The following is a 12,875-nucleotide window of genomic DNA, read 5'->3' as shown; positions in this document are numbered from 1 at the left end:
AAATCAGCCCTTTTGAAGTATTTTTCGAAAGGGCTGATTTATTAAAACTATTTCCCAAGATTTTTTAATAACCTAAACATAAATAACCTACCTGCTTTATGCGCATAAAGTTCTCTCTTATTGTCTTTTTTTTGGGGCACATTTATTCATCTTGTACCAATACCACTGCCTCAGAAATAAATTCAACTAACCTGGAAAAGTCAAAAACAATTGTAAAAACCGGAATAGAAGTTCTGAGAGACAGAAACTTTAAGGAGTTGGCAGGAAAAAAAGTAGGGCTGATTACCAACACAACCGGGGTGGACCGCAATTTAAAATCTACAGTAGATATTTTGTTTGAAGCAAACAATGTGGAACTGAAAGTTTTAATGGGTCCAGAGCATGGGGTGAGGGGCGATCATTCAGCAGGAGAGTGGGTTCCTTTCTATAAAGATCCCAAAACCAATCTGCCTGTTTATTCTCTTTATGGCAAATCCAAAAAGCCAAGTCCGGAAATGCTGGAAGGAATTGATGTTTTAGTTTACGACATTCAGGATATTGGTTGCCGTTCTTATACTTATATCAGTACCATGGGACTTGCTATGGAAGCTGCTGCCGAGCAAAATATTGAGTTTGTGGTGTTGGATAGACCAAATCCTATTGGAGGAAACAGAGTGGAGGGAAATTTGGTGGAAGAGGGGTATTTGTCATTTGTCAGTCAGTTCAAAATTCCTTATTTATATGGCCTGACTTGTGGGGAACTTGCAGGACTATTAAATGAAGAAGGGCTGCTTTCCAACCAACAAAAGTGTAAATTGACTATTATAGAAATGGATGGCTGGACACGGGAAATGACTTTTGAGCAGACTGGCTTGCAATGGGTACCAACTTCTCCTCATATTCCCCATAAAGATTCTCCGTTTTTTTATCCTATGGCAGGTATTTTAGGTGAATTGTATTCAGTTTCAATCGGGGTGGGGTATACGCTCCCTTTTCAGACCTTTGCTGCTGATTGGATTGATCCAATTGCTTTTGCAGAAAAAATGAATGGCTTTGGAATGGAGGGCATAGTTTTCCGTCCCATTTCCTTTAAACCTTACTACAGCTCTATGAAAGGTATAGAACTCAATGGAGTGCAGGTACATATTACAGATCATGAAAAGGTAAACCTATCTGCAGTTCAATTTTATTTTATGCAGGCTAATCATGAGCTTTATCCGGAGAAAAATCCTTTCGAATTGTGCGAACCTTCCAGACTGGATATGTTTGATAAAGTTTGCGGAAGTAACAAGATAAGGGAAATTTTTACCCAGGATTTTAATTATGAAAAAGTAAAGTGGTATTGGGAAAAGGATGTGGATACATTTAAAGCCATGTCCAAACCTTATTATTTATATTAGTTTTAAAGTCGGGTTTTCCTTTCTTACATCATATTGAGAATAGCTTCCACTACACGTGGGTAATGGTAATGCTCCAGCTGGTGAATTTTTTGGGCTACATCCTCAGGAGTATCCTTTTCTTCTACGATACATTTTTCCTGAAGGATTACCGTACCATGATCATATTGTTCATCTACATAATGGATAGTGATGCCAGATTCTTTCTCTTTATTTTCAACCACTGCCTGATGAACCTTCATTCCATACATGCCTTTCCCACCATATTTTGGTAAAAGTGCAGGATGAATATTGATAATGCGATTGGTGAAGTTTTTAATAATATTTGATGGTACAAGCCAGAGAAAGCCAGCCAATACAACCAAAGTAGTTTGTTTGGATTTTAGGTAATTGAGTACTTCTTCCTGCTTAAAAAATTCATCCCTGTTGAAGGTAAAGGTTTCCACCCCAAGATTCTGAGCTTTCTCTAATACGGGGGCATCTTTTTTATTAGAAAGCACGGAAAAGGAAATGTTTTTTTCTTCCTTAAAAAAATCTATAATTTTTACTGCGTTAGATCCGGTTCCGGAAGCAAAAATGGCAATATGAATTTTTCTTTTGAACAAGGTTGTATGGTTTAAGTTTTTAAAATCAGGGATGCATTATTTTAACATCAAAAGAGATTTCCGGCAAAAGTAATGGTTTGAATGTTGAAGTTATTAAAATTACCGGATTTTCATAAGAATTGGTTCCTGGTATAGATTTATGAATCAGAACTCAAATAAAAATCATCATTACCAAGCCTGAGATCATCACCCATTTGCAAAATGAGCTTAAAAAATGGTAGTTTTTTTTAGTATCAGCCCAGTATAGCTTATATACAAAGAAAATGGATGGAATGGTCATGAGGAGGAAATACCATTTCATGGTTGCACTGCTTATTACAAAGGAAAGCCCCATGATGGTGACCATAAAAAAACCAAATATTAAGAATATGAGCACCTTGGTTTTCCGAATTCCCCAAACTATGGGCAGAGTTTTACAGCCAAAATGCATATCCCCTCTCAAGTCTTCCATATCCTTAATTATTTCTCTGATAAGAGAAATGAAAAATGCAAAAACCCCAAAGGTGTAAACCAGATAATTATTTGCCCGAAAAAACACTGCTACAACCAATACGGAAAGTGTGGTTAGTACTGCGATACTCAGGTTGCCTATAAAGGGTTTCCTTTTGAGGCGGTTGGAATAGAACCACAACCAAAATACAGCCAGGAAATTAATTACCGCTATTTCTTTGGAAAGCAATAAACCTATACCAATTCCCATAATACTCAATATGGTATGAGAGGCCATTGCTACTCTTCTTTTCATTAATTTACCCACCACAACGCGGTCAGGTTTATTAATGGTATCAATTTTTATGTCATAATAATCATTGATGATGTACCCGGCAGCGGCTATAAAAACAGTGGCTAGAGAGAGTAAAAAGAAACGATAGTCAAAAATAAAAGTTTTCCATTCGGAGGCAGGGCCGACCAAAAATATTCTGACTAAATACTGGGTTGCTACAATGATAAGCAGGTTAGGGAGCCTGACCAGTTTTTGAAAACCGGAAATTGACCTAATGACGAAATTGCTTTGGAGGGTCAGGCTTGACATCCCTGTTTATTTAATATTTAGTTGAATTATTTTAAATTTTAATTGATAAAAAATCTAAGCATATGTTTAAAGTTTGAGTATTCAGGCTCAAGACTTCAAATGTTTAATTCACCTTTAATTCTTCCAGAATTTCCCGGCCTCCGTTTTCCAAAACAGTTATCGCAAGGGAAGTGCCTAACGTTTCAGCATTGGTAAGGTCTCCTTTAATTTCTTTTTTTACTAATTGAGTTCCATCCGGACTTATAATTCCTCCTGTCAGAGTAATGGAATTATTAGAAAGCACTGCATTTCCAAAAGCAGGGATGCTGCATCCTCCTTCAAGTTTCTTTAAAAATGCTCTTTCAGCCAAAAGACAGTATTCAGACGCCTTGTGATTAACTGCTTCTCTTATTTTGCCTTCCAATCCAGGCTCAATTCCGGTGCTTACTTCTATGGCAACAGATCCCTGGCCTACAGGAGGTGTGAATTCTTCCGTATTTAATTCCTGAACAATCAGGTTGTTATATTCCATTCTGTGAACTCCGGCATAAGCCAAAATCAAAGCATCGCATTGCCCTTCTTTTAATTTTTTTAACCTGGTTTGCAAATTCCCCCTCATGTTTACTGTTTGGCAATTTGGCAGGTAATGCTTCACCATAGCTGTCCTTCTTACAGAAGAAGTCCCTAAAACAGGCGATTCTTTCTTTAAACAATTTTTATCATAGCTTACAATTACATCATGCACCAATTCTCTCTCCGTAAAGGCAATTATTTTAAAATCAGGACCAAGGTCAGATTGAAGATCTTTGGCACTATGAACAGCAATGTCTATCTTTTTGTTCGTTAGCTGTTCTTCCAATTCCTCTGTAAATACCCCTTTGCCTCCCACTTTGGAAAGAGCTCTGTCCAAAATCTTATCTCCTTTAGTTTCTATGGTAACAATTTCAGTCTCATGGCCCTTTTCCTTTAATAAACTTTCAATATAATAAGCCTGCCATAAAGCTAATTTACTCCCCCTTGTGCCAATCCTAATTTTTGCCATACCAATGTAAATACAGTTCTTTAAATTTATTTACTTATTCCAGTCTTTGTAATTCGAATATTCCCTGATATTGGAAATATCCCGACTTAAAAATCAAATTTACCAAGTGATTTTAATTATTTCCTGTTTTTCTTCGAATGAAATCTAATATCTCTTCAAAATTTTCAGGATTGAACCATTGGTATTCTTTATCTCCTTTAAACCAGGTCATTTGCCTTTTGGCATACCTTCTACTATTTCTTTTGAGCAGTCTTACTGCCTCTTCCCAGTTATATCTACCTTCAAAATAATCATAGATTTCTCTGTAGCCTACAGTTTGCAAGGCATTACAATTTTTGAATGCTTTCAGGGAAAATGCTTCGTTTACGAGCCCTTTTGCAATCATTAAATCCATTCGCTGGTTAATTAGCTCATATAGTTCTTCCCTGTTCCTTTCCAGCCCAATTTTTATTATCGTAAAATCTCGTGTCTTTTTTTTATCATTTCTAAAAGAGCTGAATTTTTTTCCAGTACCTCTAATTATTTCTAATGCCCTAATCACACGGTTTGTGTTGCTTTTATCCACATATTCAAAATACTCAGGGTCTTTTTCTGTCAACTCTTTCAATAAAGGGGTTATGCCATGTTGCGCATAAAATCGGTTTAGATCTTCTCGAAAATGCCCGGGAACCTGAGGAATATCGTCCATTCCTTCACATAGTGCTTTAATGTAAAGCCCTGAACCTCCACTAACAATTACCATATTCTTAGTTTTGAAAAGGAAATCCAAAATCTGTAAAGCATCCTTCTCAAACTGGCCTGCATTATAAGTAATATCTAAGGGTAGGAAATCTACCAAAAAATGTTTGGCTTCTGATAATTCCGATAATGAAGGTTTTGCAGTGCCAATATTTAATTCCTTATAAACCTGTCTTGAATCTGCATTAATTATAGCTGTGTTGAGATGTTTCGCTAACTTTATGCTTAACTTTGTTTTTCCAATTGCGGTTGGACCTGCTATAACAATAAGGAATTTTTCAGGCATAGTACTTAATCAAATATTAGAAATTTCTTATAAAAAAGAGTAAATGAATTTAGCAATTGACATCGGGAATACTTTCACAAAAGTAGGGCTTTTTGATGGAGATGAACTATTGGAAGTAAAAAACCAATTGGATTTTTTGAGTCTAAAAAGCTATCTGAGAAGAAAAAAGCCCCAGTTCGCAATAATTTGTGATGTTAGTAATGGAAAAGAGATTATTTTTAATGAAATTGCGGGTGAATCGAATTTAATCTTCCTTAATCCGAAAACCAGGATACCAATAATCAATAAATATCAAACACCAGAAACATTAGGAATGGATCGCCTGGCTGCTGTAGTAGGTACTAGAGTGATTTTTCCGGATTCTGCCAATTTATCTATAGATTTGGGAACTTGTATCACTTATGATTTTATTAATAGAAAGGGAGAGTACCTTGGTGGTAGAATATCACCCGGTATGCAACTGAGATGGAAAGCAATGCATAATTATACTGCAAAATTACCCATGGTGGAAAGACCACAGCAAGGCGAAATGGAAGTTGGAGTGGATACAATCTCCAGTTTAAGATCGGGAGTAGTATCAGGAATAGTTCACGAGATTGAAGGAACTATCAGAGAATTTCAAGAAAAATTTGGACAAATTAATGTGATTTTGTGTGGTGGAGACGCAAAATTTTTTGAAAGTATAGTAAAACCTGCCATCTTTGTGAATCATAATCTCATTTTATTGGGATTAAATAAAATATTGAGGGAAAATGTTAACTAAACTAAGATTGTTAATTTTAGTGTTAGTGATGGGATTTGTGACTAACGCTTTCGGCCAGGGAGGTAATTCTCCATTTTCTATTCTAGGAATAGGGGAATTGGTAGACAAGGGAAACATCCGAAGTGTAGGAATGGGCGGTGTGGGTGTAAGTTCACCACATCCACTTTCCGGAAATATAATTAATCCAGCTAACCTGACTTATAACCAGTATACATTTTTCGATTTAAGCCTTTATACAGAATATAGAGAGGTAAAATCGACAAATGTAAGGCAAACAGATGTTGGCGGAAACATCTATAATATTTCTTTTGGCTTCCCAATTAACAAAAATTGGGGAATGGCATTTGGACTTAGACCTGTTAGTGCTGTAAATTCGAAGGTCTCTGCCATAGATGAAATAGATGGATCAGGGAAATTTGCCAAATATGAATATTTTGGTGATGGGGGAATTAACCAGGTTTATTGGTCAAACGGTGTAAGGTTATTTAAAGGATTTTCAGTTGGGCTCGAAGCTTCATTAAACTTTGGGTCAATCAATAAACAAACAAGGTCGACCATTGAAGATAATGCAGATGTAACCAATTATCAGATTAACTTTTATGATCGGACTACTTTTTCAGAATTTGTTTTTGTACCTGGTATAAATTATTCTGGAAAAATTGGAGAAAAATCAATTATCAGGTTCGGAGCGGTCTACCAGGGAACCAAAGAGTTCGGAGTGAAAAAGCTGGAAACCATGGAAAGGCTAATACCGGGTTCGGATGATAAAGTAAGTGTGGATACCCTAAGATTTAATACAGCAGGAAACGTAACATTGCCTTCAGATTTAAAATTGGGGTTGACATTTGAGAAAGAATTTAATTACTTAGTAAGTGTGGATGTGGCCTTCCAAAGATGGTCGGACTATAAGGACTTTGAGGGCAGACAAGGGTTATTGGATGCCAGAACAGTAAGAATAGGAGGGGAATGGGTTCCTGATTACACTTCCATCTCAAGTTATCTTAAAAGGATGACTTATAGAGCAGGGTTGGCATATAAAGAATTACCATATTTGGTGAATGATGAACAGTTGCTTGACGTTTCAGCCCGATTTGGTTTGTCTTTACCAATGAACAGAGGGCTTTCGAGCATCGATATGGCCTTTGAATATGGAAGGACCCAGCTGAATAATGAAGAATTTATAAAAGAAAGTTATATAAGATTTTTCCTCGGTGTAACAATAAATGACCGATGGTTTGTAAGACGTAGATTTAATTAAAAATTGAGCACAATTATGAAAACGTATCCACTAATAATGTCACTTTTGTTTTTCCTGGTAGCCCAGGTATCTTTTGCTCAAAGTGATGATTGTGAAAATGGATGGTGTTGGGGAGCAGATCCGGGAACAGCAAAAGAAAAGTATGCTTTAGCATCTGATAATATTAAAATGAAGGCATATGATGCCGCAAAGGAACCATTGGATTGGCTTCTTGAAAATACACCTAATCTGAATAAGTCTATCTACATTCATGGTGTTTCTCTTTATAGTGAACTGTTAGAGAAAGAGGAAAAGGGAGCAAATGACCCAGCAAAAGTGGTGGCTCTACAGGACAAGGTGTTAGACTTATATGAAACCAGGATTAAATATTTTGGTGAAGAGGCTGACGTAAGAGCAAGAATGGGTAAATTATTATATTTCTATATGAAAGATAGAAAGGATGATCCTGAAAGATGGGATACCATGATGAAGGAATATTATCACATCTTTGAGCTGAATGGTGTGGAAACGTCCAGAAGTAATTTAACATTTTTAATGTTGGCGGTAGTTAATCAGAAAGCAAAGAAGAAACTTACAGAAGAAGAGGTTCTTGATTACTATGATCAAATAAGTGAAACTATTGAGAAAAACATTGCCAAATCGAAAGGAGAGAGCCAAAATGCCTGGAAAGATTGTCAGGATAAAATAGATGGTTTATTGTCCAAAGCTGTTACTATTGACTGTGCATTTGTGAGGGAAAAAATGGCAGATAAAATCCAAAATAATCCTGAGGATGTAAAAACTTCCAAAAGAGCTATCAAGTACATGTTGAACGATAAGTGTACTGACGATCCTTTATTCCTGCTTGCTGCTGAAAATCTTTATAACGCAGAACCTACTGCTGGTTTGGCAGGTACTATTTCCAAAAAATACCAAATTGAAAAAGATTACGAAAAGGCAATTGAGTGGAAGAGAAAAGGTATTGAGCTGGCTGGAGATGATAAAACCAAACAAGCTGAGCTTACCTTTGAAATTGCTCAGATTTACAGTGTTCAAGGGAAAAAATCAAGTTCAAGAACAGAAGCGTATAAAGTAATAGAGTTAGACCCTGCAAAAGCTGGAGAAGCTTATGAATTGATTGGTGATTTATATTATACAAGTGGAAAAGATTGCGCTGATGCCGATCCAATTAAATCAAGAGCTGTTTATCTGGCCGCTTTCGATATGTATCAGAAAGCTGGAAATTCAACAAAGATGGCCAAAGCCAGAGAGCAATTCCCTTCTATGACTGATATTTTTACCTATGGTAGAAAAGAAGGTGAATCACTTTCTGTAGGATGTTGGGTAGGTGTATCTACTACAATTAGGAAAAGACCAAGTGACGGGAAATAAAATTATTTACCTACACAAAAGGATGCGTCTGACGGTTAAGTCGGGCGCATTTTTTTTTGCTTTTGGTTAAAAAAATCTAAAAATACTGGATTTGTTAGGAGGGTTTATATATAAAACCTTGAGAATAAAGCATCTTTGTAAATGAAACTGATAATATCGAGGCCGGTTTTTATCTGTTGAACCTAAATTTTTTTATCGATGAATAAAGTCGGGGGTTATTTTATAATTATTTCAGTACTGAGTTTTTTGGGCTTATTTGCGAGTTGCAGTGAAAAAGCAGTAGAAGAAGAGATTACGGAGAAAAAAGAAGGGGAAAATATCCCTATTATGGAGTTTACCGAAGTTTCGGCTTCTTTTAGCCAGAGCTCAACTGTAAGGGTAAAAGTTAAGGCTCCTTTGCAACATCAATATCAAAACAATGATGAAAGCTATCCTGAAGGAGTTTTTCTGGAATTTTTTGATTCACTTGGAAGGAAAACCACCACCCTGGAGGCTGATAGTGGATTTCATGAAGCCTCAGACGATTCTTATAGAGTAAGGGGAAATGTAGTGGTAATAAACCTGGAAGAAAATCAAAAATTAGAAACTGAAATTTTGCATTGGAGTCAGGTAAAAAAGGAAATTTATACAGATACCCTTACTCCTGTAAAAATTACTACTAAGGAGGAAATAATTGAGGGGAACGGAATGACTGCCAAACAAGACTTTAGTGAATTTGAAATTACAGGAGGAGTCACCGGAATTTTTACTATTAAGGATGAATTATAATTTCGCCAACTTAAGGGTTTTAATGTTTTATTAATGAAGTTAGCAGAAGTAATTACGCTTTCCATTTCGTCAGTTTTTTTTATCATAGGTGTTCATCAAACTTTTCTCTACGGATTGAAGGAAAGCTATTGGGCTTTTATGTTAAGCGGAATATTTTTTTTAATTTTCCAATACCAGAAGAAAAAGAAGGAGAATTAGATCAGCAAATTCTGTTTTATTCTAATGGATTGAATTAGATATTTAGTTGTGGAAGAATATAAGGAAAAAAGTGCTTTAACAATTGAAGGTTTACTAAATCTTTATCAGGCTGATGGAATAACCAGGGTTATTCTAGAAGCTTTAAAAAAAAACGCAAAATCAAAATTGCAGCTTAAAGGGCTGAAGGGCAGTCTTGATGCGATTATTTCTGCTTCAGTAATAGAATTAATTCCACAATCTCATTTTTTTGTCCTACATGATAAAGAAGAGGCTTCATATTTTTTTTATGATTTAAAAAATTTATTGCCTGGCAGGAATATCCTTTTTTTTCCGACTTCATACAAAAAACCCTATCAGTTTCAGGAGGTAGAAAATGCTAATGTGCTCCAAAGGGCTGAGGTTTTAAGTCAGATAAACAGAAAAAAGGAAGGTGGGGATATTATTGTTTCCTACCCGGAAGCATTAACGGAAAAAGTCATTAACCAGCGCTCGTTATTGGAGAATACATTTTCAGCGAAGGTAGGAGAAAAAGTAAACACAGAATTTATTTCGGAACTACTTACGGAATATGAATTTGAAAAAGAAGATTTTGTTTATGAGGCAGGTCAGTTTGCTGTAAGGGGAGGGATAATTGATATTTTTTCATATGCCAATGAACTTCCATTTAGATTAGAGTTATTTGGAGATGAAATTGAAAGTATTAAAACATTTGATCCACTCACACAATTATCCATATCAAAACTCGACCAAATCGCTATAATTCCTAATGTTCAGACAAAATTAATGCAGGAGGTGAGGGAATCTATATTATCTTTTATTCCTTCATCAACTAAAATCTGGGTAAAGGATTACGAGTTAACATTAGACACTATTTCCAAAAATTTCTCTGCTGCCCAGAGTAACTTTGATCAAATTGTTTCCAGTTCAGGAGATACACAAATCATTAATGATCCGGGCGATTTGTTTGAATCTCAGGAATCATTTGAAAAGGCGTTTCAGGATTTTTCAAGCCTTGAGTTTGGAAACCGATTTTATCATAAAAAAAGTTTGGTGGTAAATTTTGAATCCAAATCCCAGCCTTCCTTTAATAAAGATTTTAATTTATTAGTAGAAGATTTGGACCAAAATGAATTAAATGGCTATCAAAATGTACTTGTTGCAGAGTCCCACAAACAGCTAGAGCGACTTAAAACCATTTTTGCTGAAATAGATCCTGGATTGAATTATTCCGAACTCAATATTTCTCTAAAAGGCGGATTTATTGATGACAATCTAAAATTAGTATGTTATACTGATCATCAAATATTTGAAAGATTCCATAAATATTATGTCAAAAAGAAATTTTCCAAAACAAAGGCACTAACGCTTAAAGACCTGAGGGAATTGAAAATTGGAGATTTTGTAACACATATTGAACATGGAATCGGACGATTTGGAGGCTTAGAAAAGGTTGTTAACAATGAAAAAGAGCAAGAAGCGGTAAGGTTAATATATAGAGATGATGATATTTTATTTGTTGGAATTCATGGTTTACATAAAATATCAAAATATTCCGGCCAAGAGGGAAGAATGCCTCCAATTAGTAAGTTAGGCTCTCAGGAGTGGGAGCAGAAAAAACGAAAAGTTAAAAAGAGAGTTCAGGACATCGCCAAAGATTTAATAAATCTTTATGCTAAGAGAAAAACCTCTCCAGGCTTTGCATTTACTAAAGATAGTTACCTTCAGGCAGAATTAGAATCATCTTTTATATATGAAGATACTCCTGATCAGGCGAAGGCTACAGAGGATGTAAAAGCTGATATGGAATTGCCCCATCCAATGGATCGGTTAGTTTGTGGTGATGTTGGTTTTGGGAAAACAGAAGTCGCTATTCGTTCTGCTTTTAAAGCAGTCTGCGATAGTAAGCAGGTGGCTGTTTTAGTGCCAACCACAATTTTGGCTATGCAGCATTATAAAACCTTTAAGGATAGGTTTTCTAATTTACCTTGTAAAGTAGATTACCTGAATAGATTTAGAACTCCTTCAGATGTCAAAAGGATTTTGAAAGAATTAAAGGAAGGGAAAATAGACGTGCTGATTGGAACTCATAAAATTACCGGAAAAGCTGTGGAGTTTAAGGATTTGGGTTTAATGGTAATTGATGAAGAACAAAAGTTTGGAGTGAAAACCAAGGAAAGATTAAAGGAAATGACGGTGAATGTAGATGTTTTAACATTAACAGCTACACCTATCCCAAGAACCTTACAGTTTTCCTTAATGGGGGCCAGGGACTTGTCAGTTATTTCTACTCCACCCCCAAACAGGCAACCAGTAGAAACAAATTTACATACTTTCAGTGATGAAGTAATCAGAGATGCAGTAAGAAGAGAACTTAACAGAGGGGGACAGGTATTCTTTGTACACAATAGGATTGGAGATATTGAAAGCATTGCAAATAATATAGTTCGCTTAGTGCCGGATGCCCGGGTAGTGTATGCTCATGGACAGATGGAAGGGCAGAAGTTGGAAAAACTAATGGTTAAATTTATTGATGGGGAATATGATGTTTTGGTTTCCACCAACATTATAGAATCCGGATTAGATATACCAAATGCCAATACCATTATAATTAATAGGGCACATATGTTTGGACTCTCTGATCTTCACCAGATGAGAGGAAGAGTGGGAAGGTCGAATAGGAAAGCTTATTGTTATTTAATTACCCCAAGTCTCATTCATATTACTCCGGATGCAAGGAAGAGGTTGAGTACTTTGGAGGAGTTTTCTGATCTGGGAGATGGATTTAAGGTAGCCATGCGAGATTTAGATATCAGGGGGGCAGGAAATTTACTCGGGGCAGAACAAAGTGGGTTTATATCTGACCTTGGATTTGATATGTATAATAAAATTCTTGAAGATGCGATTACAGAGCTTAAGGAAACTGAATTTAGAGAATTATTTGTGGGTAAAAATGAGTTAGATTTAAAAGAATTAAAAGTTGATTGTAATATTGAAACAGATTTCGAGGTAATTATCCCAGAATCCTATGTTTCTAATATTTCCGAAAGACTTAATTTATACATTGCTGCGGATGCCATAAAAAATGCTGAGGAGCTTGAAAAGTTTAGATCTTCATTATCGGATCGATTTGGACCAATTCCTACTCCAGTATTTAATTTATTGGAAGTCGTTAAATTAAGATGGATCTGTGAAAGTTTAGGGATTGAAAAATTGATTTTAAAGGGAGGTGTTTTTAAAGCTTCTTTAGTGGAACATAATAATACTTCCTATTACCAAGGTGAAACCTTTGGGAAGTTTTTAAGGTTTGTAAATAAAAACCCAAGAAAATGTCAAATGAAAGATGCTAAAAAAAGAGTGATCTTAATCGTTAATGATGTTTTTAGTATTGATCAGGCATTAAATTGTGTACAAGAAATAAAATCTTAAACATTTAGGTACAGTTATTGAATTATTAGGAA

General features: G+C 35.6%; 10 protein-coding genes. 6 read left to right on the top strand and 4 right to left on the bottom strand.

What is annotated here, in order from left to right; translation table 11 throughout:
- Positions 1–98 precede the first annotated feature (98 nt).
- Complete coding sequence (locus A3EM_RS0115630; protein ID WP_020529164.1) at positions 99–1,379, top strand: exo-beta-N-acetylmuramidase NamZ family protein; 1,281 nt, start codon at positions 99–101, stop codon at positions 1,377–1,379.
- A 23-nt stretch (positions 1,380–1,402) separates the two neighbouring features.
- On the opposite strand, the gene purN is transcribed toward A3EM_RS0115630, so the two are convergent.
- The 4 genes from purN to miaA form a co-directional block, all read right to left on the bottom strand.
- Entirely contained in the window at positions 1,403–1,981 is a 579-nt protein-coding gene (purN, locus tag A3EM_RS0115625) for a phosphoribosylglycinamide formyltransferase (RefSeq protein ID WP_020529163.1), read from the bottom strand.
- A gap of 151 nt (positions 1,982–2,132) precedes the next feature.
- Positions 2,133–3,014, bottom strand: coding sequence for a geranylgeranylglycerol-phosphate geranylgeranyltransferase (locus tag A3EM_RS0115620; protein ID WP_020529162.1), 882 nt, complete (start codon positions 3,012–3,014; stop codon positions 2,133–2,135).
- A gap of 103 nt (positions 3,015–3,117) precedes the next feature.
- Positions 3,118–4,035: a hydroxymethylbilane synthase gene (gene hemC, locus A3EM_RS0115615; RefSeq protein WP_020529161.1), complete on the bottom strand. Its 918-nt coding sequence runs from the start codon at positions 4,033–4,035 to the stop codon at positions 3,118–3,120.
- A gap of 112 nt (positions 4,036–4,147) precedes the next feature.
- Positions 4,148–5,059, bottom strand: a complete 912-nt coding sequence (gene miaA / locus A3EM_RS0115610) for a tRNA (adenosine(37)-N6)-dimethylallyltransferase MiaA (protein ID WP_020529160.1) — start codon at positions 5,057–5,059, stop codon at positions 4,148–4,150.
- A 43-nt stretch (positions 5,060–5,102) separates the two neighbouring features.
- Here miaA and A3EM_RS0115605 point away from each other — a divergent pair, with 43 nt between their 5' ends.
- The 5 genes from A3EM_RS0115605 to mfd all read left to right on the top strand — a co-directional run bounded on the left by A3EM_RS0115605 (position 5,103) and on the right by mfd (position 12,843).
- The gene (locus A3EM_RS0115605) at positions 5,103–5,822 is read left to right on the top strand and encodes a type III pantothenate kinase (RefSeq protein ID WP_020529159.1); all 720 of its coding nucleotides are present in this window, start codon (positions 5,103–5,105) and stop codon (positions 5,820–5,822) included.
- On the top strand, positions 5,812–7,080 hold the full coding sequence (gene bamG, locus A3EM_RS0115600) for a BamG family beta-barrel-assembly machinery protein (protein WP_020529158.1): 1,269 nt from the start codon (positions 5,812–5,814) through the stop codon (positions 7,078–7,080). The genes A3EM_RS0115605 and bamG overlap by 11 nt, the downstream gene beginning before the upstream one ends.
- Before the next feature lie 15 nt (positions 7,081–7,095).
- Positions 7,096–8,451: a tetratricopeptide repeat protein gene (locus tag A3EM_RS0115595; RefSeq protein WP_026210326.1), complete on the top strand. Its 1,356-nt coding sequence runs from the start codon at positions 7,096–7,098 to the stop codon at positions 8,449–8,451.
- A 198-nt stretch (positions 8,452–8,649) separates the two neighbouring features.
- Positions 8,650–9,219 (top strand): LPS export ABC transporter periplasmic protein LptC, encoded by a 570-nt coding sequence (lptC, locus tag A3EM_RS42570; protein ID WP_020529156.1) that lies wholly within the window; start codon positions 8,650–8,652, stop codon positions 9,217–9,219.
- Positions 9,220–9,465: 246 nt separating this feature from the next.
- Complete coding sequence (gene mfd, locus A3EM_RS0115580) at positions 9,466–12,843, top strand: transcription-repair coupling factor (RefSeq protein ID WP_020529154.1); 3,378 nt, start codon at positions 9,466–9,468, stop codon at positions 12,841–12,843.
- Positions 12,844–12,875 lie beyond the last annotated feature (32 nt).

Source organism: Flexithrix dorotheae DSM 6795 (assembly GCF_000379765.1).
In the GTDB taxonomy this organism is placed as follows: domain Bacteria; phylum Bacteroidota; class Bacteroidia; order Cytophagales; family Flammeovirgaceae; genus Flexithrix; species Flexithrix dorotheae.
Note: the sequence above shows the minus strand (reverse complement) of the source record. Positions and strands in the feature narration are given on the sequence as shown.